Origin of the sequence: Agrobacterium vitis (assembly GCF_037039395.1) — a bacterium.
Lineage (GTDB): Bacteria > Pseudomonadota > Alphaproteobacteria > Rhizobiales > Rhizobiaceae > Allorhizobium > Allorhizobium vitis_E.
Genome location: NZ_CP146244.1, coordinates 1027290 through 1053716, shown reverse-complemented (window position 1 = coordinate 1053716; position 26427 = coordinate 1027290). Strand labels below are relative to the sequence as shown.

General features: G+C 58.4%; 22 protein-coding genes and 1 riboswitch. Of the genes, 14 read left to right on the top strand and 8 right to left on the bottom strand.

Annotated elements, in window-relative coordinates:
- Positions 1 to 95: 95 nt before the first annotated feature.
- A complete protein-coding gene (locus tag V6582_RS25890; protein ID WP_420360196.1) occupies positions 96 to 1346 on the bottom strand; it encodes an ABC transporter substrate-binding protein in 1251 nt (416 codons plus the stop codon).
- A gap of 260 nt (positions 1347 to 1606) precedes the next feature.
- Between V6582_RS25890 and V6582_RS25885 the strand changes: the two genes are divergently transcribed.
- Together V6582_RS25885 and fhuF are read left to right on the top strand one after the other, a co-directional pair.
- Positions 1607 to 2542 carry a helix-turn-helix domain-containing protein gene (locus V6582_RS25885; protein WP_156632401.1) on the top strand — a complete coding sequence of 312 codons (936 nt, stop codon included), beginning with the start codon at positions 1607 to 1609 and terminating at the stop codon, positions 2540 to 2542.
- A gap of 118 nt (positions 2543 to 2660) precedes the next feature.
- Positions 2661 to 3446, top strand: a complete 786-nt coding sequence (gene fhuF / locus V6582_RS25880; RefSeq protein ID WP_156632402.1) for a siderophore-iron reductase FhuF — start codon at positions 2661 to 2663, stop codon at positions 3444 to 3446.
- A gap of 50 nt (positions 3447 to 3496) precedes the next feature.
- Here fhuF and V6582_RS25875 read toward each other — a convergent pair whose 3' ends face one another.
- The 4 genes from V6582_RS25875 to V6582_RS25860 all read right to left on the bottom strand — a co-directional run bounded on the left by V6582_RS25875 (position 3497) and on the right by V6582_RS25860 (position 10485).
- The gene (locus tag V6582_RS25875; protein WP_156632476.1) at positions 3497 to 3916 is read right to left on the bottom strand and encodes a GNAT family N-acetyltransferase; all 420 of its coding nucleotides are present in this window, start codon (positions 3914 to 3916) and stop codon (positions 3497 to 3499) included.
- A gap of 202 nt (positions 3917 to 4118) precedes the next feature.
- Positions 4119 to 4742, bottom strand: a complete 624-nt coding sequence (locus V6582_RS25870) for a sigma-70 family RNA polymerase sigma factor (RefSeq protein WP_156632403.1) — start codon at positions 4740 to 4742, stop codon at positions 4119 to 4121.
- 374 nt (positions 4743 to 5116) lie between these two features.
- Positions 5117 to 6433, bottom strand: a complete 1317-nt coding sequence (locus V6582_RS25865; protein ID WP_156632404.1) for a lysine N(6)-hydroxylase/L-ornithine N(5)-oxygenase family protein — start codon at positions 6431 to 6433, stop codon at positions 5117 to 5119.
- A 53-nt stretch (positions 6434 to 6486) separates the two neighbouring features.
- A complete protein-coding gene (locus V6582_RS25860) occupies positions 6487 to 10485 on the bottom strand; it encodes a non-ribosomal peptide synthetase (RefSeq protein ID WP_156632405.1) in 3999 nt (1332 codons plus the stop codon).
- Between the two features lie 329 nt (positions 10486 to 10814).
- Here V6582_RS25860 and V6582_RS25855 point away from each other — a divergent pair, with 329 nt between their 5' ends.
- The 8 genes from V6582_RS25855 (at position 10815) to V6582_RS25820 (ending at position 19020) form a co-directional block, all read left to right on the top strand.
- A complete protein-coding gene (locus tag V6582_RS25855) occupies positions 10815 to 12008 on the top strand; it encodes a GNAT family N-acetyltransferase (RefSeq protein ID WP_234889716.1) in 1194 nt (397 codons plus the stop codon).
- Positions 12008 to 13420 (top strand): MATE family efflux transporter, encoded by a 1413-nt coding sequence (locus V6582_RS25850; RefSeq protein ID WP_156632406.1) that lies wholly within the window; start codon positions 12008 to 12010, stop codon positions 13418 to 13420. Before V6582_RS25855 ends, V6582_RS25850 begins: the two co-directional genes overlap by 1 nt.
- A complete protein-coding gene (locus V6582_RS25845; protein WP_156632407.1) occupies positions 13417 to 14604 on the top strand; it encodes a PLP-dependent transferase in 1188 nt (395 codons plus the stop codon). Before V6582_RS25850 ends, V6582_RS25845 begins: the two co-directional genes overlap by 4 nt.
- 191 nt (positions 14605 to 14795) lie before the next feature.
- Entirely contained in the window at positions 14796 to 16046 is a 1251-nt protein-coding gene (gene lysA, locus V6582_RS25840; protein WP_156632408.1) for a diaminopimelate decarboxylase, read from the top strand.
- A gap of 630 nt (positions 16047 to 16676) precedes the next feature.
- Positions 16677 to 16994, top strand: a complete 318-nt coding sequence (locus tag V6582_RS25835; protein WP_349508990.1) for an autoinducer binding domain-containing protein — start codon at positions 16677 to 16679, stop codon at positions 16992 to 16994.
- Positions 16921 to 17499 carry a helix-turn-helix transcriptional regulator gene (locus V6582_RS25830; RefSeq protein ID WP_349508989.1) on the top strand — a complete coding sequence of 193 codons (579 nt, stop codon included), beginning with the start codon at positions 16921 to 16923 and terminating at the stop codon, positions 17497 to 17499. The genes V6582_RS25835 and V6582_RS25830 overlap by 74 nt, the downstream gene beginning before the upstream one ends.
- 242 nt (positions 17500 to 17741) lie before the next feature.
- Positions 17742 to 18641 carry a glycosyltransferase gene (locus V6582_RS25825; RefSeq protein ID WP_349508988.1) on the top strand — a complete coding sequence of 300 codons (900 nt, stop codon included), beginning with the start codon at positions 17742 to 17744 and terminating at the stop codon, positions 18639 to 18641.
- Positions 18598 to 19020 (top strand): glycosyltransferase, encoded by a 423-nt coding sequence (locus tag V6582_RS25820; protein WP_349508987.1) that lies wholly within the window; start codon positions 18598 to 18600, stop codon positions 19018 to 19020. The genes V6582_RS25825 and V6582_RS25820 overlap by 44 nt, the downstream gene beginning before the upstream one ends.
- A gap of 165 nt (positions 19021 to 19185) precedes the next feature.
- Here the strand turns inward: V6582_RS25820 and V6582_RS25815 are convergent, their stop codons facing one another.
- Positions 19186 to 20076, bottom strand: coding sequence for an SMP-30/gluconolactonase/LRE family protein (locus V6582_RS25815; protein WP_156632411.1), 891 nt, complete (start codon positions 20074 to 20076; stop codon positions 19186 to 19188).
- 163 nt (positions 20077 to 20239) lie between these two features.
- On the opposite strand from V6582_RS25815, the gene V6582_RS25810 reads away from it, so the two are divergent.
- Positions 20240 to 20662 carry a GlcG/HbpS family heme-binding protein gene (locus V6582_RS25810; protein ID WP_156632412.1) on the top strand — a complete coding sequence of 141 codons (423 nt, stop codon included), beginning with the start codon at positions 20240 to 20242 and terminating at the stop codon, positions 20660 to 20662.
- A complete protein-coding gene (locus tag V6582_RS25805; protein WP_156632413.1) occupies positions 20659 to 21525 on the top strand; it encodes an NAD(P)-dependent oxidoreductase in 867 nt (288 codons plus the stop codon). The genes V6582_RS25810 and V6582_RS25805 overlap by 4 nt, the downstream gene beginning before the upstream one ends.
- Before the next feature lie 55 nt (positions 21526 to 21580).
- Here V6582_RS25805 and amaB read toward each other — a convergent pair whose 3' ends face one another.
- The gene (gene amaB, locus V6582_RS25800) at positions 21581 to 23116 is read right to left on the bottom strand and encodes an L-piperidine-6-carboxylate dehydrogenase (protein ID WP_156632414.1); all 1536 of its coding nucleotides are present in this window, start codon (positions 23114 to 23116) and stop codon (positions 21581 to 21583) included.
- A gap of 59 nt (positions 23117 to 23175) precedes the next feature.
- Positions 23176 to 24459, bottom strand: coding sequence for an NAD(P)/FAD-dependent oxidoreductase (locus tag V6582_RS25795; RefSeq protein ID WP_156632415.1), 1284 nt, complete (start codon positions 24457 to 24459; stop codon positions 23176 to 23178).
- A gap of 216 nt (positions 24460 to 24675) precedes the next feature.
- On the opposite strand from V6582_RS25795, the gene V6582_RS25790 reads away from it, so the two are divergent.
- On the top strand, positions 24676 to 25575 hold the full coding sequence (locus V6582_RS25790; RefSeq protein WP_071584416.1) for a LysR family transcriptional regulator: 900 nt from the start codon (positions 24676 to 24678) through the stop codon (positions 25573 to 25575).
- 58 nt (positions 25576 to 25633) lie between these two features.
- A riboswitch (FMN riboswitch) is annotated at positions 25634 to 25779 on the top strand.
- A 126-nt stretch (positions 25780 to 25905) separates the two neighbouring features.
- On the top strand, positions 25906 to 26382 hold the full coding sequence (locus V6582_RS25785; RefSeq protein ID WP_156632416.1) for a 6,7-dimethyl-8-ribityllumazine synthase: 477 nt from the start codon (positions 25906 to 25908) through the stop codon (positions 26380 to 26382).
- The last annotated feature ends 45 nt before the right edge of the window (positions 26383 to 26427 follow it).

Genomic DNA, 26427 nt, shown 5'->3' with positions numbered 1-26427 from the left:
GCAAGGGCTCAAGGATGCCGGAGCATCCCAGCCGTTCTGTGACTGAAAACCGGTCGGATGCCACTAGGGCGACATCCGGCCGTCGGGAGAACCGATTATTTGTAAGCGCGGGCGCGGACCTTATCGAGGCGGGCCAGGATGGCATCGACCTTGTCAGGCTTGACCATGAATTCCTGGAAGCCTTCCATACCGGCCTTGGCCATATCGGCGGGCGCGTCACGGTCATAGAATTGCGCCAGCGCATAAGCACTCGACAGCATGTCGAAACCGGCGCTCAGGAACGGATCGCTGGATTTTTCCGACTTGTTGTTGATCGGCAGCTGACCAAGGGTGGCGTTCATCTTGGTCTGAGTTTCCGGCTTTGCGAGGTAAGCCAGGAACTTGCGCGCATCCGTCTTGTTCTTGGCGCCCGAGGGGATGTGGAAGGATTCGGTCGGCGCATCTTCCGCCCGCGGCAGGCCGGGGGTGATTTCCGGGAATTGCAGGAAGCCGATCTGCTCTTCCTTCAACCCGCCATCCTTCATCGGGGCAACGGCAAAGTTACCCATCAGATACATGGCCGCCTTGCCCTGCACGAATTGCGGCATGGCATCCTGCCAGTCGAGCGCGGCATGATTGGCGATGAAATAGCCGGGCTTGATCAGTTCGGCCCATTTCTCAAACACGGCTTTGACGCGCGGATCGGTGTAAGGCACCTTTCCGGCGGTCAGGTCCATGTGGAATTCATAGCCGTTGACGCGCAGATCGAGATAGTCAAACCAGCCTGCTGTCGGCCACAGCGCCTTGGTGCCGATGGTAAAGGGCGTAATGCCAGCCTTTTTCAGCTTGTCGCAGGCCGCCAGCAGCTCGGCCCAGGTCTTGGGCGGTGTAATGCCTTGAGCGGCAAAGATATCCTTGCGGTAATAAATACCCCATTGATAGGTGGAATAGGGAATGCCCCATTTCTTGCCATCGATTTCCATCGACTTGGTAGCGGATTTCAACTGATTGTTGAGATCGTCCTTGGCCCAGATATCGCTGACATCCTCAAACAGGCCAGCCTTGACGAAGGGCGCCATGCGGTTGCCAGAATACCAGGACACCACATCCGGCGCATCAGCCGTCAGAAAGTTGCGGATCGCGGATTTATAGCCTTCGTGGTCGAAATTATTCCACTTGACGGTCACGTCGGGATTGGCGGCCTGGAAATCCTTCAGCAGCTCTTCCATCGCCTTTTTCGGCGTTGGGTCCGACTGATCGGAATTGAGCACAATCTGGCCCGCGAATGCGGTTGACATCGTCAATGCGTAGCCGAGCGCCAAACCTGTCACGGCTTTAAGGCCCGTCATCGTTTTAAAGCAAATCATCATATTCCTCCCAGGAATCATTGTCTGCGGTATGACAGCGCCTACCCTATAGAAACAGAGAGGGTCGCTGTAACATTTTATATCTCCAGCATAATGTCTTGCCTTAACCAAACGGCCCCAAGACATCCTGCACTCTCTGCAACTTTCAGCTTCTTTGCGTCCGCCTCCTGCAAAAGCGCCTTGACCGTGCGCCAGAAAGCCGCAATCTACCTCCGAAATTCAGGCTTAGAATTCCGGTATCCTAAGATTTTCGGTGCGAAATGGCTCGACGTCCTCCCTTGATCAACAGACTTGGCGCAACACCTGTACACCCCGAACGCGATCCGGCCCACCCCTTGGTTGTATTCGGCGATAACCGCTTCTGCGCCGGGGAATTGATGGAAGTCCAGAAAATGGTTGGGCCGCATATGCACAGCCAGATCGAGCTGAATTTCGTGCTGGAAGGCTCGATGACCTATTGGTTCGATGGCCGGGAGCTGACGATTTCGGAAGGCCGGCTCTGCCTGTTCTGGGGGATGATCCCCCATCAGGTCATCGATCGGCGGGAAGGCACCCGCTTTATCTGTCTTTATGTGCCGATGTCGGTGTTTCTGGGATTGGCCAGCCTGAGCCAGTTTCGTGATTCGGTGTTTCGCGGCGCCGTCATCGAGGCTTTGCATCTGCGGGCCTGGGACCGTGAAATCTTTCTGCGCTGGCGCGACGAATTGCTGGGCGGCGATGAGGGCGATATCGAGATCGTCCGCTCCGAACTGACCGCTCGCCTGATGCGTATCGAGCGGGACGGCTGGCGCGACCTGCGTGAGCAGGGATCGGCGCTGGCAAGCCTTGGCCAACGCGATGCGGGCTGGATGCTGCATGTGGAAAAAATGCTGCGTTTCATCGGCGAGCACGCACCCGACACGATTTCTGCCGAGGATGTCGGGCGCGCCGCCGGTCTGCATCCCAACTATGCCATGAGCCTGTTCAAGCGTGCGGTTGGCACCACCATCAACCAGGCGATCATCCGCCACCGGCTGGACACCGCCCAATCGCTGCTGATTTCCTCCGACATGCCGATTACCGAAGTGGCCTACGAATCCGGTTTCGGCTCGCTCTCAACCTTTTATGAGGCCTTCCAGCGCCGCTTCATGGAAAAGCCGGTCCATTACCGCCGCCGGATGCGGGCGAAAGGCACGGCGGCGCAGGCAATCGCATAAATCGCCTCGCTCCACGATAAATATGATTATTATTATCATGTTTTCTTGACGCCTGAAAATCCGCGTTCTAATCTGCGGTTTGTTGCAGCAAGCAATCGATCAAGCGGGGGAAAAACCCATGGGATCAACGATCCAGATGTCCAGGCCGTTGGTGCGTGGCGTTCTGCCCACCATCGACGATGACTGGTCGCCCGACATGCCGGGCGATGACCGCTTTGCCTTTTGCCGCGGCAAGCTGCTGCTGGACGCGCCTGACGATGCCGAGATTATCCCTTGCACCTCGCTTGCCGACCCGGATGTCTTCGCCGATATCATCGCCCGCTACACTTGCAAATTTCCCGGCGCTGACAAACGTGCAGTGATCTCGATGTGGACGCTCTATTATTTCAGCATCCTGACCATTGCGCCTACGGTCCACCGTCTGGTGCATCGGCGTCAATTGTCACTCGGGCTCACCCAGATGTCGCTGGTCTGCGATCCACAAACAGCCGAACCAAGAGCATTTCTGCTGTCAGGTCCAGGCCGCCCTGCGGACCATGCACCGGCGCTGGCCGATCTCCACGCCATCCTGCGCGACCATGCTGCGCCAGTGATTACCCTGATTGCCGGGCATTGCAGCGTTGCGCCAAAACTGATGTGGAACAATGTCGCCGTCTATCTCAACTGGATCATCAAGGAAATCGGCAATCAGGCCGGCCCTCACCTGATGGAAGAAGCAATTGGGATCATCTCAAGCCAGCATTGGCCGGATGGCAGCCGCAATCCGCTGTTTGGCATGATCAAACTGGCGCGCCACCAATGCGGCATGGATCACTTCCAGCGCAAGGTCTGCTGCCTGCGCTATAACCTGCCGGGCGTTCCCGGATGTGGCGACCTCTGCCCCCTGCCCGATGGCCGTCCCTAGAGTTTGTCCGGGAAAGGCGACTTCAGCCCAGTCCCATCGGCTGGGGATGATTAATCCCCGGCTGCCAAAGGTTTCACAAGCATCAGACACGGATGCTCCTCATGCCAAAGGGTGGGAAACACTTCGGCTCGAATAAATCCATTTCGGTCATAGAAGGCGCGCGTGGCGTCGTATTGCGGTTCCTGTTTGCCGCGCGGCGCCAGGGTTTTCACCGTGACCAGCCGGCAACCAGCCTTGCGGGCAAAATCCTCCGCTGCTGATAGAAGAAGCCTGCCTGCGCCCTGGCGATGATAGGCCTGGCGGGTGCCGATTGCCACGATCTCCACGGCATCGGGCAGATGCGGTTTCAGCATGACAAATCCGGCGACGGTGTTCCCGTCAAGGCAGCCGAACATCGGCAAGGTCTCGGCCGCTGCGGCACACGCCTCAATCACAGCGGGCTCTGTAAACCAGTCGGACAGTTCAGACATGATGTCGTGGCAAATTTCGCCCTTGTCGGCGGTCAATTCGATAATAACAAGCACAATAATCACTCATCTTTTCAATTCTTTTTATCGTAAAAACGTGGTGCGCCATTGCGGTTTCAGGCAGAAAGCGCCGGTATAGGAAAGCAAACACCATTTCAGAAATCCGCAACGGCAAGACCGTAAACCCGGTCGATGTCACCAGGCATCAAGCCGCCGAACGGTTGCAATAGAGCGGGTGTACCTCCTTGTTTAGCGGGGGCGTCGGCAACGCATGGCGTTTAACTTTGCGGTTTGAGGCCCGGCATTCCACCCCATCCGGGCAGATGGCAGCCAGGCATTGGGCATGGGCATCACGCAGCAGCCCGCAGACCAGGGCACAGGAGACACCCGCCTGCCTGGCGATGATATTTTGCGGTACCCCTTCGAAGAAATGGTCCTCGTAGAATTTGCGGGTCCGGGCTGGCATAGCCTCTATGGTGCAGCAGAAGGCCTGATAGGCTTCCACTTCGCGCAAATGCTCTTCAGGGCTGCCGTAATCGGAAGTGTTGTCACCCTCTTCCTCATCGGCAAACAGGCCTCGCTCATAGCGCAGTCGGCGCATATGGTCGGTCGCAAGATTGCGCACCATCCGCATCATATAGGATGCGGGAACTGCAATATCAGGCGGCAACGGCTTTGCGATAAGTTGCAAAAGCACTTCCTGAACGACGTCTTCCGCCAAAGAGGCACAACCGGTAATCCGCCGTGCAGCGCCCAGCAGTTTTGGCTTGACCATCAGGGCAATGTTTATCTGTTCGTCACATATCGATTGCGAAATATTGGCTATCATGTTGGGCTCGCCTTGAAATCCCAGATTGAAACCGTGGAATTCCCCCCTTATTTCTGGGGCACACTAAAAAACATGATTTAATTAGTCAAGATAAAACAGAGAGACTTTTCCATTTCTGTCAATCAATAGCAACCTACTGATTTTCAATATTTTTTGAATATACAACAAGCAAAAACAAAGGAGTGGGATGCCCGAAACAGGCCTTAATATCGATGCACCCGCCTCCCTGCCGTCAGCTATTCCTTACCATGCTGCTCCAAGCATAGGCCCGGCCAATAGCGTCGTGATGAACACGGGAATCATCACGACGCCATAAGGTTTTAGTTTCGCATAGGAGGGTCGGAAAACCGGTCTCCAATTTTCGCAACAACGCTTTATTCGGCAGCCTCTCCCAGACGAGAAGACATTTCGTTCGCCCTGCCCTGGCTTTCCCATTGCACCATAGGTTGTGGCTGCGTGAGGTCGAAATAATCATAGCCAAGCATGGCATTGACGATAACCGCACTTCTCCAGGCCGCCAGACTGAGCTGTGGCTCGGCAATCCCGTGGCTATGGCGCCCGGCATTCAGCACGAAAATCCGGTTTTCCTCCGGCCCGTCCCACATGAGCGAAAAATCACGATTGAGCACAGGTTCACCCAGGCTGTTCTGCTCGATCCGGTCTTCAAACGAGCGCAGGAATTCCGGCAATTCGAAGCGGTAGCCGGTGGCTGCAACAATCATCTCGACCTCAATCGTCTCGATTGAGTCGTCAAAGCCATTGCGCATGGTGAGTTCGATCACTGATCCACTGCGCTTGGCAGCGATCACGTCGCGGTGCGGACGCAACATCATGCCCTCGTCCCTGCCTGCCGTTTCCAGTTGCCGCTCATACAGACGGCGATAGAGTTTCTTCAGGGTCGACGGCGAAACACCGTCACTGGCCAGAAGCTGGCGGCGGGTATGGGTAATGCGCAGGTCCTCGGCCAGACCATGGAAGCAATCCATATAAGCCGGAGTAAATAATTCGTTGGTGAAGGGTGTCGCATCGAGCGGCTCGAAATTCGGCCTGCGGCTGATCCAGTGGATCGACGCAACACTTTTCAAGTCGAGCAGCGCATCGACAATCTCGGCGCCGCTCTGGCCGCCGCCAATCACCGCCACCCTGCGCGCCTTGATATCACCGAGCCGCGCGGTCGCTTCGCTGCTGTGGAAAATCATCGATTTCGGCAGGCCTTCGGCCCAGATCGGCAGGGATGGTTTCTTGCCGATGCCAACGGCCATGTTACGGGCCAGAACACGGGCGCCATCCACATCGATGGACAACAGCCGATCCACCGCATCGACCTGGCGCACCGTCTGCCCAAAGGACAGCGATGGCAGGCCACGGGCCACCCAGCCCAGATAATCGGCAAATTCCTTGCGCGGCACCGCCTCATATTCCGCATTCAAAAACTGATAGAAACGCTTGTGGCGGACCAGATAGGACAGGAAGCTCCAGGGGCTGGTTGGATTGGTCCCTGTCACCAGATCTTTCAGGAAGGAGGTCTGCATATCGGCGCCCGGCAGCATCATGCCCGGATGCCAGGAAAACGCCGGGCGGCTGTCAAAAAATTGCGCCGTGACCGCTGGGATCGAATCCAGCTGCGCCGCAATGCTGAGATTGAACGGACCAATGCCGGCTCCAGCCAGATCGAGCACGTGGGATGTCATGATTGCACTCCAGACTGAGTTTGAAAACGAAAGGGAGGGAAACTAAGAGCGGATTACGACTTGCCTTGAATGGCGAGATCGAGCCGCTGGGCAAAGCGCTGATGAAAACGGGACTTGCCGATGATCGACAGGTGGTTGGTGCCGGTCACCAATTCGCAAGCGGTGGCATTGGGCGAATAGCGACGCCAGTCGATGACGCTGAGACCCCGCGTTACCGAATCTTCCGCTGAGAACGCATGAATACGGAACTGCGAGGTTTTCAGCTGATAATTGCGGAAAATCATCGCGTTATCGAGCAGAACCCAGAAAATATGCTCTTCCGAGCCGATATCCGGCCCATCGACAGGCAGCGGCACGTTATGCTTGACGATATGATGCAGGAATTGCTCGTAAACCTCATCATCCATTGCCGCCATCAGCGTCAGCCAGGCCTCGCGCATCGGCGCGACCTTCAGCCAGCGTTGCACGGCTTCATGGGTGTGCTCACGCACGCCAGGCTCGAAATGCGGCCAGACGCCAATGGCAAATTCATCGCCCATGTCGCAGACATCGACCATGCCGATCATCCGAAGATCGACGTCATTGCCGAGCTGCTGCGCCGCCTCATAGGCCAGAAGCCCGCCCCAGGACCAGCCAAGAAAGGCGCAAGGCCGCCCCTTGGCCTGGCTGCGCACCGCTTCGGCATAGCGGGCAGTAATATCCTCTACCCTGGTGCTGAGCGCTGGCGTTTCGGTCAGCGAATAGCAGACGAAGCCAGTGGCCGGCTGGTTCGGCCCGAGATAATCCACCAGCCGCATATATTCGCGCGTGCTGACCAGAAGACCCGGGAAGCAATAGAGTACCGGACGGTCGCCGTCGCGGCGCAGATAGATCGCCCCAACTTTGTCCTCCTGCCGGTTTTCGTCCATCGCCAGTGCCAGATCCCGCACCGTTGGATAGTTGAACATATCGGCAATGGTCAGCGGCCATTTCGGGTGCTGCATCTTCAGCCGCGAAACGATCCGCACCGCCGCCAGCGACTGGCCGCCGACATCGAAGAAGTTTTCGGTCACGCTGAGCTCAGTGATATCGAGGATCTGTTTCCAGACCTCAAGAATGGCAGCTTCCTTGTCGTTGGCAGGCGCGACGATGTCACGTTGCAGCTTGGGCAGCGGCAGCGCGCTGCGGTCGAGCTTGCTGTTCGGCCCCATCGGCAGGGCATCGAGCACCATGATATGTTGCGGCACCATGTAATCCGGCAGGGCGGTGACCGCAGCACGGCGAAGATCGTTGACGCTCACATCCTCGTCTTCCCGGGGCACCACATAGGCGATCAACGCGCTACGCCCGCTATCCTGATGCAACAGCACCACGGCTTCCGACACGTTCGGATCGGCCCGCAGAACCGCCTCGATTTCGCCCGGCTCGATACGATAGCCGCGCAATTTGATCTGGTGATCGACCCGACCGGCAAATTCCACCGTGCCGTCTTCGCGCCAGCGGCCCAGATCTCCAGACTTGTACATCCGCCCACCATTGGTGGAAAACGGATTATCGATGAAACGCTCCGCCGTCAGCTCCGGCTGGCCGAGATAGCCACGGGCAATGCCGCTACCGCCGATATGAATTTCGCCGATCACCCCAACCGGCACTGGCACCAAATCGCTATCCAGCACATAGATGCGACGGTCACCCACACCCCGGCCAATCGGCGCAACGGTACCCTCGAACCGGGTTCCCGCCGGAATTTTCCACACCATCGGCGTCATGATGGTTTCGGTTGGCCCATAGCCGTTGATCAGCATCTGCGCCTTGAGATTGTCGGTCAGCAGATCGAAGACCGCCTGGGATAGCGCTTCACCGCCAAAGGAATAGAGCCGCAACTGCGGTATTCCGCCCTTTTCCGCCGCATATTCGGCAAGGCCGCGCACATAGCTGGTCGGCAGACTGGCATTGTTGACGCCGTGCCTGCGCATCAGCGCGAAAGCATCTTCCGGCGTCGCCAGCTTATCCGCCGTCAGCACCACGCCGCCACCCGCCATCAGCGGCACCATCCAGCGCTCATGCCCGCCGTCCGAAGTAAAGGGCAGGACCGGATATTCGCAGGAATTCTCATCCATTTCGTAGATGCGCAGCGTCGCCTTGCAATGATGCGCCAGCGGACCATGCTCCACGGCCACCCCCTTCGGGATACCGGTGGAGCCGGAGGTATAGATCACATAAGCAAGCTGGGCCGGAGCAATAGCGATGACCGGCGGCTCGGTGCTTTCCGAGGATAGATCGAGTTTATCGAGATTGAGGATCGGCGTGCCGATATCACGCGGCAGATCGGTGATGTAGCGGCTGCGCGAGATCACCAGCGCCAAGCCCGGCGCGCTCAGGATATGGCGGTTGCGGGCTTCTGGATGATCCGGCTCGACCGGGGTAAAAGCACCACCGGCCTTCAACACCGCCAGAATGGCGATGATTGCGTCGATGGATTTGTTCAGCGCCACGGCAACCCGGTCTTCCGGGCCGATCCCCATCGCGACCAGCCGATGGGCGAGCCGGTTGGCGGCGGCCTCCAGCGCGCCATGGGTAATCGACGTATCGCCCTGCGCCACCGCGAAAGCTTCGGGCCTGCGCTGCGCCTGCGCCGAAATCACCTGATGGATCGGTGTGCCGTCATCGATCTCAGGCTGGTCGGGATAGGGTGCCGACAGCTGCTCCAGTTCTTCAGTCGGCATGAAGGCAATCGTCTTCACGGGCTGCTCCGGTTGATTGCTTAGGGCATCGAATGCCAGACGGAGATCGCGGGCAAACCGGTAAATCATTGCATCACTATGGCTCTGTGGATCATAGCCAAGCCGGATCGCCAATGTCTCCGTACCCAGGCCGGAAACGGTAACCACCAGACCTGCATCGCGACGCGCAGGCGGCTCCACCAGAACGGTGACCGGCTGACCGGACAGAACCTGGGCCCCTAGCTGGAGGGCGGGCCGTACATCCAGCACTGTTGCAACCAGGCTGGCCGCCTCGAATCCATCATCACGCCGCGCCAGGGCATCCGTCAGTGCTTCGAACGACAGGCGGCGGGACAGCGCGGTTGCAACACCCTCGGCCAGCCGCTCGCGCACCGCATTGAGAGCCAAACTGCCGTCGATCTCGCTGGTGACGAGCAACAGATCTTCAGTGCGGGTCGCAACCGGGCAATCGACCTGCCGTGTCACCAGACCGATCCGCTGCGTACCACAACCGCTATAGCGGCGAAGCACAATGGCCAGAGCTGCCAGACTGTCCTGCGTCACATCAGCCACAGATGTAGAGGCAGAGCACGCCACCTCGATAACCTTTTCGCTCCATGCCTGCTGACCAGCACTCGTCATGCCTGCCGCTGGAGCCTGGGTGGGCAGCATCGCCACCGTTTCCTGTGCTGCCAACCGGTCAAACCAGAAATCGGCATCGGCATCGGATGTCCGGGGCATTGCTGCGCCCTGGGTCAGCCCTTGGGCAAGGCAGTGTTGTGCGGCATCGATCACACCCGCCTCTTCGCCCGCTCGATCAGCCCGCCGCTCTAGTCCATTAACGAAATCGACGGCCAATCGGTCGAGTGCCGCCCGGTCGCCGATCAGAGGATGCAATGCCAACAGAACGCCAACCGCCTGCCCCCCTGTCGTAAACAGCGTAAACTGGGCATCGGCATCCTTTTCCAGATCAAGCGGCCTTCCAGAATAGGCGGCGGCAACCTCTTTTGACGCGGCCTCGAGATCCTCACCCTTTGTCAGCTCACGCTCGGCAACAGGCACGGCATTTTGGCTCAGCATTTGATAAACGATCCCGCCCGCCCGCACCTCGAAGCGGCAGGTCAACAAGGGATGACGCCGCACCAAAAATTCAATCGATGCGTGTACTCTATCGATCCCCACAGGCGCAAAACGAAAGCCTATAGTCTGACGCCCATAGACAGCCTCATGCCCCGCCTGCGACAAGAGCCAGATCCGCGATTGCTGCGATGATAAGGGCCATGCATGCCCATCGTGAAAGCCAGCCTTGGCGATTGGAGCGGTTGTTGTCGACCGATCATGAATTGTCATTACTTCCAGAGCCTCGTATTTTTCAGTTTTTGTCTGAATTTTTATTTATAATTTTATATTTTAATAAATTTCCGATATATTTTTAAAGCAAAAGTGGAAAACCGTGTGATTTTTTATTATTCATTTTTTGCCACACCCTGCGTCAAATCTATTGGTTTGATGACGAATGGCAGACTGCAAAATTCAGAAGAAAATTTCCGAAAATTAAATTTTGCGATACATGTGAATTGGCGAAGCGCCCATTCGTCTTGCTGCAAGTGGCCCTAATTTATATCGGACATGATCCATGTCCGTGCGGGTTTGGCCACGACGCAAACGGAGACATAGATATGGACGCCTCTCTCGCAATCGTGCAATCGAACACCGGCACGCCTTGCTCCAGCCTGCGCCTTCCCGCAGATGGCTTCCGCAGTTATTCCTTAGACGGTGCGCAATCTTTGATTGTATTTTCCAGCGGCGATAGCTTGCGTGTCGAACGCGCTGGCTCTGCCCTCGCCAGCGAACGCGTCGTCTGGACCAGTGGACGCATCGTCTGGTCGGACACGCCCCGGCTGATCGTTGAAGCGCTTTTCACGGACCGGGACATGGCTTCGCAAGTCGGCTATAGGTCCGCACTTGGCGCCATGCTTGAGGCAGTTTTGACCTGCCACCCCGAAATCCATACCCTTGCCGTGGATCTGCCGGACAGTGTGGACGGTGCGCCCTTTGCCGCTTCCGGCATGCTCCTGCCCGCAGAGAATGGCTGGATCGCAAAAGCCCAGGGCTTTTTCCAGCAATCAGCACTCTGGCTTGGCCATGTGCCACCTGCATATCCCGATATTCCGGTGATGACCAATGGTGTCTTGCATCCCCTACGACCGCCAAAGCCGGTCGGGCCGGTCTATAGCCGTTTCATCCCCTGGCTGGATACGATGCTCGGCTTTCACGTCGCCTCGCCTGAAGCGGATCTGCCGCATTTCCACCCCTGGATGAACGATCCCCGCGTGGCCGCGATCTGGGAGGACAATGGCACACTTTCCCAACATCGTGACTTTCTCGAAAACCGGCTTGCCGACCCCCGCACCTTGCCGCTGATCGGCACGTTCGGTGGCACGCCGTTTGGCTATTTCGAGCTTTACTGGGCCAAGGAAGACCGGCTCGGGCCGCATTACGATGCCGATAGCCATGACCGCGGCTGGCATGTGGCAATTGGCGAGGATGCATTTCGCGGCAAGCCCTATGTCAGCGCCTGGTTGCCCTCGCTGATGCACTACATGTTCCTCGCGGACCCGCGCACGCGGCGCATCGTCGGCGAACCCATCCACCATCATCACCAGCAGATCCGCAACCTGGATCATTCTGGCTTTGCCAAAATCAAGCATGTGCAGTTTTCCCATAAGAAGGCTTTGCTGGTCATGCTGCTGCGCGAACGTTTCTTTGCCGACCAGTTGCTTTCGCCTGACCTGACCGGCCTGGTCGGTAAGGATGGCCTTGCCGTTCCAGGCTCCCAGATTCCAGGATCGCTGGTCAGGGGCGGCCTGTAATGACATCTTCAACGACGAAAATGGCGGCGGATCTCAACGATCCGCGCATCAAGCGTCTGGTGATGATCGTCGCCCTGCCCGCTGTGGCAGGACTAACGGCCAGCGCCGCCCACCACGCCGTCAACGCCATGTTCATCGGTGCATTGGGGCCTCAGGCGCTGGCAGGCGTCAGCCTCGTGCTGCCGCTGTTTCTGCTGGTTAGCGCTGCAACGGAAGGCTTGGGCATCGGCCTTGCCACGCTTCTGGCGCGCTCACTCGGTCAGGGCGATGTGAAGGCCGCTTCCTCGGTGGCAGTGACCGCCCTGGTTGCCGCCGTGCCGATGGGCATCGTGCTATCCACGCTGATTTACCTCGCCTTGCCCGCTTTCGTGCGAGCGGTGGGCGGTGAAGGCGACCTTCTCGCCTCGGGCCTGATCTATGGACGGCTGATCGCCTTTGGCGTGACGCTCGGCATGTTGCAGGCGATCTGCGATTTTATTGCCATTGCCGAGGGCAATTCCCGTTTCTCGATGACGGTGTTGATCGCCAGCTTCGCCCTCAACATCGCCCTTGATCCGGTGTTTATTTTCCTGCTCGATTTCCGAGAAGCGGGTGCCGCCATTGCCACCATGGTATCGACGGTTGCTGCCCTTCTGGCCTATGCCGTTTATTTCTATCGTCGGCTGGGCAATGTCCGAATTGATCTGAACCTGATCCGCTGGCACCTGCTGAAGCCGATCTCCAGCATCGGCATCCCGGCCTGTGCCACCAGCATCGTCACCGGCATCGGCTTCATGGTTCTGTTGCGCCAGGCCAGCCAAAGCGGCGGTGATCCAGGCGTTGCCGCCATTGCCATTGCCATCCGGCTGATTGCCTTCGGGCAATTGCCGGTCTTCGGCTTCTGCCTCGGCGCGCAAAGTGTCGTCAGCCATGCCGTGGGGCTGGGTGATGACCAGCGGATCAAGGCCGCCATTCGCTTCATGCTGATGGTCACCATTCCCGTTGCTCTCTGCTACTCCACGCTCTTGCTGGTCGCAGCCGGGCCCATTGCCCGGCTGTTCACCGATAGCCCTGAGGTTGCCGAGCAAACCGCCGCCTGTCTTCGTCTGCTGTTTCCGGTTTTTCCGCTGGCCGCCTTCCAATCCGTGCTTCTGGTCATGCTGCAATCACGTGGACGGGCTGGCTTGTCCGCCTTGGTCGGGCTGGCGCCGAACGGTTACATGCTGATCCCGCTGCTTATGCTTTTACCGGCCTGGCTTGGCTTTACCGGCGTTGCAATTGCGCCTGCCGCCGCGGCAGGGCTGACCGCCGCTCTCGGCATTGTCGTCGCCCGCCGCGAATGGGCGACCATACTTCCTTCCAACCTTCCTAAAGGCGACGGCCCACTTTCCGGCCTCTCCACACTCCATCCCGAGACCAGAGGTTTGTCATGAACGAGACCCCACGATTCGACCCCGTCGCGAAAACCATTCCGGTTCCACCACTTCCCGGCTTTACCGGTCACGACCCCTTCGATGCCGCCGTGCCGCCGATCTATCAGACATCGCTGTTTCTGTTCGACAGCTATGCAGAGTTGGAAGATGTTTTTGCCGGGCGCTCCCACAAGCCGATCTATTCGCGCGGCGACAATCCAACCGTTCAGATCCTTGAGCGCCGGATCGCCGAGATGGAAGGCGCGGAGGCTGCGCGGGCCTTTTCCAGCGGCATGGGCGCGATTGCCGCGACCATTCTCGCCTTCGTCAATCCAGGCGACCGGATCGTCACCGTCCGCCATGTCTATAGCGATGCGTTCCGGTTTTTCGAAAAAGTGCTGAAGCGCTTCGGCGTTCTCGTCGATTATATCGATGGCACGGATACCGAAAGCCTGATTGCCGCCCTTCCGGGCGCCAAACTCGCCTATCTCGAAAGTCCGACCTCGATGGTGTTCGAGCTTCAGGATCTGGTCGCGGTTGCTGCGGCGGCGCGGCGCCATGGTGTGTTGACCATTGTCGATAATTCCTGGGCAACACCGCTCTATCAAAAGCCAATTGCCGCTGGCATCGATCTCGTTATTCACGCCGCCTCGAAATATCTGGGCGGCCAGAGCGATACGGTCGCCGGTCTCGTCACCGGATCAAAGGAGCATATCGCCCGGATCAACGGCGAAATCTTTCCCTATACGGGTGCCAAGCTTTCGCCCTTCGAGGCCTGGCTGGTGCTGCGCAATCTTGAAACGCTACCATTCCGCATGCGCCACCACCACGAGGCGGGTCTCGAGGTCGCGCACTGGCTGAAGGCCAGCCAGGCTGTAGGACGGGTCATGCACCCGGTGTTCAGCGATCATCCGGGTAGCAACACATTGACGGGCTTTGGCGGGTTGTTTTCGTTTGAAGTGACCGATGACATTGACGTCGCCGCGTTTGTCGATGCCTTGCAACTGGTGCGGATCGGGGTCAGCTGGGGCGGGCCGGAAAGCCTTGTGGTGCCTGCCAAGGCGGCGCTCAGCATTTCGCCGGAAACCAATGTCTTTGCCCGTTTCGGCGTCAGCGACCGGACCATCCGGCTCAATGTCGGACTGCATGAGGCAAAGGCGATCATCGCAGATCTGCAACAGGCTCTGGCGCAGGCTGCACGGTAAAAGCTGCTTTCGATTGCCGTCTTAACGGCCCTCCTGATTGATTGAAATTGCCACAAGACCGGCGGCGCGCCTGTAGCGCTTCGCCGGTATTTTTGCCATATGTCACGCGAGCGCCATTGCTTGCCTACCTTTACACCATGTCCCACTCCACTGTGCCGCCCGATTTTCGAACCCGGATCGATCCATACACCATGACACGCCTTTCAAACGACACACTCACCACGCTTGCGCAAACCTATGGAACACCGGTCTGGGTCTATGACGCAGACACGATCCGCGCCCGTATCGCGCAATTGTCGTCCTTCGACGTCATTCGCTTTGCCCAAAAGGCTTGCTCCAATACCCATATCCTGCGGCAGATGCGTGAGGCCGGGGTGGTCGTCGATGCGGTGACGCTGGGCGAAATCGAGCGCGCCAGGCGGGCGGGCTATGGCGCAGGCCAGGCCTCCGGCGTCGCCGAGATCGTCTTTACCGCCGATGTCTTCGATCGCAATACGCTGGACCGGGTGGTCACTGACAAAATCGAGGTCAATGCGGGCTCCATCGACATGCTGCACCAACTAGGCGCCCGCTCTCCGGGACATCGCGTCTGGCTGCGCATCAATCCCGGATTCGGCCACGGCCATAGCAACAAGACCAATACCGGTGGCGAAAACAGCAAGCATGGCATCTGGTTCGAGCAATTGCGCGACGCGCTGGCAGCCGTGCGGCGCTATTCGCTGACGCTGGTCGGCCTGCATATGCATATCGGCTCCGGCGTCGATTACCGGCATCTACAACGGGTCTGCGGAGCGATGGTGACGTTCTGCTGCGAACTTGGCGCCGATATCGAGGCGATTTCAGCGGGCGGCGGACTTTCCATCCCCTATAAGGACGGCGAGGAAGAAATCGATACCGTCCATTATTTCGCGCTTTGGGATAGCGCCCGCAAACAGATCGAGGAATATCTGCGCCACAAGATCCGGCTCGAAATCGAGCCGGGCCGGTTCCTGACGGCGGATTCAGGCGTGCTGCTGGCAGAGGTCCGCGCTACCAAAACCATGGGCAGCAATCATTTCGTCCTTGTCGATGCCGGGTTCAGCGATCTGGCCCGCCCGGCGATGTATGGCAGCTATCACGGCATTTCCGTCTTGCCCGCCCCGAATAATGACACACCACGCAGCGACGTACCGGTGCCCACAGTCGTGGCAGGACCGCTTTGCGAATCCGGCGATGTCTTCACGCAGGGCGAATTCGGGACAATCGAAAAACGCAACCTGCCGCAAGCGCAAACGGGCGACTACATGGTGTTTCACGACACCGGTGCCTATGGGGCATCGATGTCATCCAACTATAATAGCAGGCTCTATGCTCCAGAAGTGCTGATCGAGGGGGATAACCACCGGCTGATTCGCAGGCGCCAGACCCTGGACGACCTGTTGGCGCTTGAAACAACGGCATAAGCCAAAAGCCCGATGAGGCTCGGCAAGGCAAACTCTGCCGATGGCAACGGTGAATATGCTCAAGGCGGTCAAACGCCTGAGCATATTTGCAGACCGAATGGGGCAAGGCCGTCGCCAGAATTGGCGACAGGCATTTATGGCTATACCTGGCAGAGCTGCCCGTTTTCAAACCGCATGAAGCATACGGTAATACGTTATATTTGCTGGATGATTTTGCGGCGCAACACGCGAATTTACCCCTAAAAACGCCCAGAGTCAGAGCACGCCTCGTGCCACAACAGACCACAAACGCGAAAGTCGCGCGTTTAAAACTGACCCGATCTGGGGCAGTTACCAATCGCAAACGCACGGTATGGCCGTGACAGGCGTCAATGTTCAGATTTCGTTTCCATTGAAATTGACCCGTTTCAATTTCAAATTGACATTGACCCCTTGCTTGTAAATGCTACACTGCAACATGACGCATAATACAACAGATTTTCAAGCACCACCAATAGTTACATTTATTTTCCAATATTAAAACAGCATTTTCTGAATTTTATATTTGCGGGCAGTCCAGTCCTCCCAATTTCCGGCCCTGAATGCCCGGCCTCAGAAATTTCACGAAGTGACGATTTGGAGTTTTATTTCATGCATGACATCAAACATAAGTCCGTAGATCCTCTCGATCGCTTTATTATGCGCCTCAATGCCGCCGCCTCCGCCGCAGAGATGAAAGCAGTGATGGAATCCAGTATAAAATCACTGGGTTACAAGTATTTTTCCTATCACATCGTTCAAACCCCAGTGCTGAATGCTACGAATGAGACCCGCCATACATTCGGCATCAGCAACTATCCAGAGGAATGGGTGGAGAGATACGCATCGGAGCGGTATGTCTATTGCGATCCCATCATTGGGATTTCTCTCTCGCAAGACCCCATTCCGGTGGAGCGATGCGATCGATAGCGCCAAGCTGACGGAAGAAGAGCGTTGCGTGATCGAAGATGCCGCAAAACGTGGCATTGCCAACGGGCTGACCGTACCTCTCATGTCCCGCCATGGCGAATTGGCAATCATGACTGTTATCCCCGACGAAAAATTCCAGGACAATCTGCCGGAAGCTCATCTCATTCACATTATCTCGCAATTCTTTCATTCCTGTGCGCTGCCGGTGGTCATGGAAGAGCATCTGATCGGCAGCTATCGCCGCCGTCGATCCTTCCTGTCGGCACGGGAAAAGGAAACCGTGATCTGGGTGTCCAAAGGCAAATCCTCCTGGGAAATTGCCAAGATCCTCGGCATTTCCGAAAAATCGGTCGAATTTTACATGGAGTCGGTCAAGCGTAAGCTGGAAGCCGTCAATCGCACCCAGGCCGTCGTCAAGGCAATCATGCTTGGACTGATCCAGACCGACCGTTTTCAATCGGGCGACGGGCGCAAAGCCACAATGGCCATGCCCAGCCGAGCCTGATGTCATCGTTGCTGACTTAAAGTCCTCTTAGGCTTGATAGGAGGAATGGGGCTAAACTATTTTGACGTGTTGCGGTGCCAAGTCGCTAGCATTGGCACATTGCAACTCGAAAGTTGCATGGGGCATTGACTTGCCCAATAGCCGCTTTAGCCCAATCGCCGTTCTAGCCAAATCGCCGTTCTAGAATGTGTCCAATGTCGGGTGCCAATGTCAGGCATCATTATCTGGTGAATGAATAAACCATGCAGATCGTCATATTCACGATTGGCACCGAAGGCGATGTGCGGCCGCTGGTTGCTCTTGGCGTTGGGCTGAAACAGGCCGGTCACAAGGTCAGAATTGCCACCGATCCGCAATGCGCTGATCTCGTCACCAATCACGGCTTGGAATTCGCCCCCTTGCGTGGCGATTTCCTCGACTGGATGCGCAATGACCGGACTGCGATGTCCCAAGGCCTCTCACCGCTTGCGATTGCCAAGGCGGCGCGGCGAAGGCTGAAAACCATGGCCGCCAGTTGGCCCGCTCAAGGCCTTAGGGCAACGGAGGATGCCGATCTGCTGATTGGCAACGGCATGGTCTTCCATCTTGCCGCAGCGCTTGGCGAATATTTGGGCCTGCCTGTCGCGGAAACGCAATTGGTCCCCACCCTGCCCTCGCGGCAACCGCCGCTTCTGCCGCTGCCGGATTGGGCGAGGAGCTTGCCGGGGCCAATCAATATGGCTCTTGGCCATGCCACACAGATGCTGATCTGGCATATTTTGCGCCCCGCCTATAATGAGGTGGTGCGTCCGGCCCTGCGGCTGGCGCCTTACCCCTGGCGTGGCCCCTATACTTATAAGCCCCGTTCGCATCTGCGCCTGTTTGCCTATAGCCCGACGCTGGTCGAGACCGCCCGCCTCGCTTCCCTCCAATGTGCGGGTCACCGGCCCCTGGCAGTTGCAGGAAGGTTCGACCTGGGCCGCACCGGACAATCTGACGAGTTTTCTAAAGGACGGGCCTCCGCCCGTCTATGTCGGCTTCGGCAGCATGGTCGGGCCGGATGGAGGTCGCTTCACCGATATCGTCTTGCAAGCGGTGCGCAAGACGGGCAAACGCATCGTGCTGGCCAGTGGCTGGGGCGGTCTCAATGGCGCGGACAGTGAGGCAAGCGGCAATATCTTCCGGATTGACCGTGCGCCGCATGACTGGCTGTTTCCGAAAATGGCACTGGCGGTTCACCACGGCGGCGCTGGCACAACGACTGCTGCGGCACGTGCCGGTATTGCCTCAGTGGTTGTGCCATTCTTTGGCGATCAGCCATTCTGGGGCAACCGCCTTGAAAAACTCGGCGTTGCTCCGCCAGCGCTGGATCGCGCTGCCTTGACCGCAGATGCGCTGGCCTCGGCAATTATCTGTGCCGACTGCGACGACATGCGCCGTCATGCGGCAGACCTTGGCCAGCGCATGCGGGCAGAAGACGGGATCGCCGTGGCCATTGCTGCAATCGAAAGCCTTGGCGTGAAAAGCAAATGGTCGGCCTGACCTTAGCGTAAGAGCAAGGCTGGAAGATGCTCAATACCAAGTCTCTGACATGCTGACGCATCCTCGACTTAAAAAAATGAAAATATCTCAAATGCATCAGAGGCTTGAGATATTTTCATGGGGAATACGAAGAGCCATTTTCAATGAGTCTTCGTATAGATCCTGTCAGGCTGCACCGTTCCGGTTCAGGGAAATTGCATAGAGACTGGTTGTTGCGGTTATGAACAATCGATGCTTGCCACGCCCGCCGAAGCAGAGATTGGAGACCGTTTCCGGCACCAGGATCTTGCCCATCAGATGCCCGTCCGGGGCGATACAGTGGACGCCATCGGCAGCAGAAGACCAGAGATTGCCGTCGGTATCGAGGCGCATGCCGTCGGCACAGCCCTTGTCGATCACATGAAACACGTTACCGCCGGTCAGCTTCCATCCGTCAGCGACATCGAACACGCGGATATGCTGCGGATCGTTGCTATGCATACGACCGGTATCGGCCACGTAAAGCCGTTTTTCATCCGGGCTGAAGGCCAGTCCGTTCGGGCAGTTGAAATCGGTCAAAACGGCAGAAATCGCCCCGGATGGATCGACGCGGTAGACATTGCAGGGTAGTTCCTGCTCGCTTTTCGTGCCTTCATAATCGGTGGCGATGCCGTAATGCGGATCACTGAACCAGATCGCCCCATCGGAGGCAACCACCACATCATTGGGTGAATTGAGACGCTTGCCCTCAAAGCGGTCGGCAATCACCGTGATCGTGCCGTCATATTCAGTGCGGGTCACACGCCGCGTGCCGTGCTCACAACTGACCAAGCGCCCCTGCCTGTCGCGGGTATGGCCATTGGCAAAATTCGATGGAGCGCGAAAGGTATTGAGACTGCCGTCCGGCATCCAGCGCAGAATACGATTGTTGGGGATGTCGGAAAACAACAGGCAATCGAGATCACCGAACCAGACCGGTCCTTCCACCCAATCGAAACCGGTTGCCAATTGCTTGACCGGGGCATTGCCCATCACAAACCGGCCAAAGGCCGGGTCGGAGATCTCAAAGAACGACATGACGGCGCGCCTCCCAACACTTGATAGTCTCAACTTGGTATTCGGGTTCGAAAATCAAACTGACAGTGACTGATGAGATACCCATTCCTACTCGCCAAGCTGAACCAGTTCGAATATGGTATCGATAACATGACCGGTAGAAACTGCCAAGGGAGAGCATGCCATGAGCTTTACGACACCCTCAAGCGCCTTGACCGACGAAGGCGTCGCCACACTTTTGCGCGCCGCAATTGATGCAGCAACGGCGATGGGTCAGCCGCAATGCATTATCATTGTCGATCACAGCGGCGTAGAACTGGCTTCGTTTCGCATGCGCGGCTCGCGCTGCTATCTTTCCCTAAAAAGCGCGAGGGCAAAGGCACGGACCGCAGCCTCGCTTGCCGCCCCCAGCCATAGTGTTCCCGACCACGCCAAGCTGTTGTTGGCCGCTGCAACCCAAGGCGAAGCGACAGGATTGAGGGGCGGCTTGCCCATAAAAGTCAGTGGCGAGTTGCTCGGCGGCATAGGCATTGGCTCAGGCTCGGGCGAGCAGGATGAAGAGGTGGCGCGTGCGGCTTTGGCTGCTATCGGGGCGGAGCTACCATGACGCGGATCGCCTTTCTCGGCACCGGATTGATGGGAGAGCCGATGGCCCGTCACCTGGCGGCAGATTTCGAGGTCGTGGTCTGGAATCGCTCCGTACAAAAGGCGCAGGCCTTGTCCGACGTGGCCCGCATTGCTGCCAGCCCGGCAGAGGCAGCCAAAGGTGCGGATGTGGTGATTTCCATGCTGCTCGATGGTCCGGCCACCCGCGCCACACTGGAGGACAGTGGTGCAATGGCTGCGGCGGGCGATGGCGCGCTGATTATCGACATGGGATCGGTGGAACCGGCCTGCGACCTCGATCTTGCGGCGATGGCGCGGCAGATGGGCAAGCGTTTCCTGGATGCCCCCGTTTCCGGCGGCGTGGCTGGGGCCAAGGCAAAGTCGCTGTCGATTTTCGTCGGCGGCGCGCCGGAGGATTTCGCGGCAGCCGTACCGGTTCTCGAAAAACTGGGCCGACCGACACTGATGGGGCCGGTCGGCACTGGCCAGACGGCAAAACTTGCCAATCAGTTGATCGTCGCCGTCACCATCGGCGCGGTCGCGGAGGCCTTTCGGCTGGCACAATCGGCGGGATGCGATCCGGCAACGCTGCGCGGCGCCTTGCGGGGCGGCTTTGCCGATAGCCGGATTCTCGACCTGCATGGCGAGCGGATGGTGACCGGCAATTTCACACCGGGTGGACGTTCCGCCGCGCAGTTGAAAGACTTAAATAATGCGCTTTCGGTTGCTGCCGAGCACGATTTGACACTGCCGCTATCGGAAACAGTGCGGGCGGGCTTCACAGACCTGGTGCAGAACAAGGGCGGCGCCGATCTCGACCACTCGGCCTATTATCTCTGGCTGCAACAAATCCAGCCTGTTTAGGAATAACGGGCTCAACCATACTCCCGGTTATCGCCGGGAGTATGGTAACGATTGATTACTCGACGTCGAATTTCACGCCCTGGGCCAAGGGCAGCGAGCGTCCGAAATTCACCGTATTGGTGGCACGGCGCATATAGGCCTTCCAGGCATCCGAGCCGGATTCGCGCCCACCGCCGGTTTCCTTTTCGCCCCCGAACGCGCCGCCGATTTCAGCACCGGATGGGCCGATATTGACATTGGCAATGCCGCAATCGGAGCCGCGATCCGATAGAAAAGCCTCGGCTTCGCGCAGGTCATTGGTGAAGATCGAGGAGGACAGGCCCTGCAGCACATCGTTATTCAGCGCCAATGCGGCATCAAAATCGCTATAGCGGATCACATAGAGGATTGGCGCAAAGGTTTCATCCTTCACAGGCCCGGTCTGGGAAGGCATTTCCACCAAGGCGGGGCGCACGTAATAGGCCGAAGCAGCCTCTTCTTCGCGTACCCGCATGCCGCCATGCACCACGCCGCCAGCAGCTTTTGCCGCGGTCAGCGCCGTTTGCATCGCTTCAAAGGCGCGGCCATCGATCAACGGTCCAACCAGCGTGCCGGTCTCCAACGGATTGCCGATGGTGACAGAGCCATAGGCCTTGATCAGCCGGGGCACCAACGTGTCGTAAACGCTGTCATGCACGAACAGGCGACGCAGCGTCGTGCAGCGCTGGCCAGCCGTGCCCATGGCGGCAAAGGCGACGCCGCGCAGGGTCAGGTCGAGATCGGCAGTTGGGCCGACAATGGCGGCGTTATTGCCACCCAGTTCAAGGATCGAGCGGGCAAAGCGAGCCGCCAGACGCGGACCGACCGCCCGGCCCATGGCTGTCGAACCGGTGGCCGAAACCAGTGGCACTTTCGGATGATCCACCAGCACTTCGCCAATGACGCGCTCACCGATCAGCACGGTCGAAAGCCCGTCCGGCGCGCTGCCGCCAGCCGCCACATAACGGCGGACGGCTTTTTCGAAAATCGCCTGGGTGGCTAGGGCGGTAATAGGCGTCTTTTCCGAGGGCTTCCAGACCGTCGAATTGCCGCAAACCAGCGCCAGCGCCGCATTCCAGCACCAGACGGCAACCGGGAAATTGAAGGCCGAGATAATGCCGGTGACGCCGAGCGGATGCCAGGTTTCCATCATCCTGTGTTCGCCGCGTTCGGTGGCGATGGTCAGGCCGTAAAGCTGACGCGACAGGCCGACCGCGAAATCGCAGATGTCGATCATTTCCTGCACTTCGCCAAGCCCTTCGGAGGTGATCTTGCCAACCTCAATGGACACGAGACGACCGAGATCGTCCTTATGCGCACGCAATTCTTCGCCCAGCAAGCGCACCAATTCGCCGCGCTTGGGGGCTGGCACCAGGCGCCACGCCAGGAAAGCGGCATGTGCATTGTCGATGGCCTTGCTTGCCTCATCGCTGGACACTGTTGCAAGCGTCGCGAGCGTGCTGCCATCGACAGGCGACGTGACCGCCAGCGAACCGCCCGACAAAGTCCCGGCGGAAACACCGAGATTTGCAAGAATGCGCGATACATCGGCAGGCAGGTTGAGTTTCGACATCGATATGATCTTTCCTTGAAACGTCGTTTGTATGTGAATGGTGTTGGGTGGCGGCCGGATCAGAACCGGCTATCCGACAAATGAGCGATTTGCGCGCCCGCCTCGTAGTAGATTTCCTTTACCGTGCGCAACGCAATGGTCTCCGGCTCGGATAGCGGCAAGGGCAGATCCGCCTCGCCGATCTCGCCCAGAACCAATTGCGCCAATGTCCGCCCGAAAGTCGTGCCGGGCGCAATGCCACGGCCATTATAGCCGCTAAAGCCGACAACCCGCTTGGCAAAGCGGTGGAAGCGCGGCACGGCATCGCTTGTCATGCCGATCTTGCCATACCATTCCATCTCGAACTCGACATCGCCCAATTGCGGAAACAGCCGCTTCAGGCTGCGCTTGGCCCAGGCCCGGTGGACTGCCGCCCCGCCATGGCGCAACGCCCCGACACTGCCGAATACCAGCCGACCGGCCTGATCCATGCGGAAGGATGAGAGGATTTCCCTGGTATCCCAACAGCCCTCGCGGTTCGCCAACAAGGAGCGACGCAGATTTTCGCCAAGCGGCACAGTGGCAAAGTTGAAATAGGGAAGATGCATCTGCTCTTCCCGCACACTTTTCCAGGGACCGGTGGAATAGGCATCGGTGGACACGATAATCCAGCGGCAGGACACATGGCCGGACGCGGTCTTGACCACCCAGCTCTCGCCTTCCCGCTCAGTTTCCACCACCGGACTGCCGGTGAAAATCCGCACACCGGCGCGAATGGCCGCAGCAGCAAGCCCCCGCGCATAGGCAAGCGGTTGCAGAGTTCCCGCCCGGGGATCAAACAGCGAACCGGCATAGGCAGTGCTTCCGACGCGAAATGCCGTTTCCTCGGCAGACAGAAGCTCGACCGGCGCACCGCGTGCCACCCATTGCCGGTGACGGTTCTGCAATTCCTCCAGCCCGGTGCTGCCGACGGCCAGATGCAGCGTGCCATTGGTTTCCAACTCACAAGCGATATCGTGTTTTTCGATTGTCTCGCGCACCAAGAGCGGCGCTTCGCCCAATTGCTTCAGCGCCCGCTCTCCATGCACGGGACCAAGCACCTTGGGCACGTCATCCGGCATCACCCACATGCCGCCATTGATCAACCCGACATTGCGACCCGCACCGCCAAAGCCGATCTCGACCGCTTCCAGCAACACGACCGAAACCCCGGCCTCGGCCAGATGCAAGGCGGCAGATAGGCCGGTATAGCCGCCGCCGACCACGACGACATCGGCAATCAGGTGTTCGGTAAGTGCCGATGTGGACGGCGGCGATGGGGCGGTTCGCTCCCATAGCCCGTGCGATCTTGGATTCCCCTGCATGACAGTTCCCTTATATCGCGACCGAACCGGAAGCCGGGCAAAACGGCAGCAATTATTCTGCCAAAACACTAGCAAGTGCTGAACCAGTCCGCCAGTGCGCAATTATCGATGTTTCTGCAAGAGTTCTTTCCCAAATGGAATGACCTCAGGCATAAGACCGCCTATAGAAAACCATCTCGCCCTTCCCGCCAGATCCGATTTATGCCCGGAGCCTCCATGCAAAGTCCTCGCCGTTTCCTGCCCTCCCTGCATCTTCTTTCGGCTTTTGAGGCAGCGGCCCGTACCGGCAGCGTCACGGCGGCAGCGCGGGAATTGAGCCTGACGCAAAGCGCGGTCAGCCGGCAGATCAAGGCGCTGGAAGAGCAGCTTGGCGTCGAGCTGTTTCACCGCGAACGCCAGACGATCCGGCTCACGGCAGGCGGCAATATCTATGCCCGTGAAATCCGCGATGCGCTGCGGATCATCAGCACCGCGTCCCTGACACTGAAGGCCAATCCGTTCGGAGGAACACTCAATCTCGCCATCCTGCCAACCTTCGGCACCCGATGGCTGGCCCCGCGCCTGCCGGGATTTCTCAGCCGTCACCCCGGCATCACCATCAATCTCGTCACCAAGCTTTCCTATTTCGATTTTCGGCTGGAGCCGGTCGATGCCGCCATCCACTTCGGCCTGGCCGATTGGCAGGGCGCGGAAATGTCGCTGCTGCGCTCTGAAACCGTCATTCCAGCCTGTAGCCCTGAGCTGCGCGACACCTACCGGTTTCAGACCCCACTGGATCTGCGCCAGGCCCCTCTTCTCCACCTCACCACCCGCCCCGATGCCTGGGAACGCTGGCTGGCCAGCAATGATGTGCAATCCGACCAGGTGCGGGGCATGTTGTTTGACCAGTTTGCAACAGCCGCTCAAGCCGCGATGGCAGGGCTTGGCGTCGCGCTGCTGCCTGAATTCCTGATCGAAGAAGAAATGGCCTCCGGTCGCCTGGTCAAGGCTATTGATAGGCCGATGCAAAGCACCGAGGCCTATTACCTCGTCTGGCCAAATGAGCGTGGTTCACACCCGCCTTTGCAGGCCTTTCGAGACTGGATATTGGAAGAAACCGCAGACGACAGACGTTAACCTACCGAATAATGAGAAAAACGGCCTTGCAATTTCTGCAACTTCACTTCTATGTTATAACTGTTCTCAGGGCGGGGTGAAATTCCCCACCGGCGGTATCGGGCTTGCCCGGAGCCCGCGAGCGCTTTCAGGGCAACCTGGGAGGTCAGCAGATCCGGTGAGATGCCGGAGCCGACGGTATAGTCCGGATGGAAGAGAGCATGCAGAAAGACCCCAGCGGAGCTCCGTCTCCGCAACGGGTTTATACTGCTGTTCGCCCAAGGGAAAATTTGCCGCCTCCGTGCGGTGTTCCAGCCAACTCCGTTTGGCTGACCCTTGAAAGGCAGAGACATGACTATCGCAGCAAGACTTGAACCAAACCGCATTGCCGTCATCCGCGCCCGCTGGCATGCCGGGATCGTTGATCAATGCGTAAACGCCTTCGTCACCGAATGGCAGGCGCTTGGCGGGACCGCCGCCGAGATCGACATTGTCGATGTTCCCGGCGCATTGGAAATTCCGCTTCACGCCCAGACGCTTGCCAAAACCGGAAAATATCGCGCCATCCTCGGCTGTGCGCTGGTGGTGGATGGCGGCATCTACCGCCATGATTTCGTGGCGGCCACCGTCCTGGACGGCATGATGCGCGTGCAGCTCGATACAGAGGTGCCGGTGCTTTCGGCTGTACTGACGCCGCATAACTTCCAGGAAAGCGAAGCGCATATCGCCTTCTTCCGTGAGCATTTCGTCCTCAAGGGCAAAGAGGCCGCCTCCGCCTGCCACGCCATTCTGGCGGCCCGCGCCGAAGTGCTGATGACGGTGCTGTAAAATATCGCCGCCCAAAACCTGTCACGGCTTTGGGCGGCTCCTGCT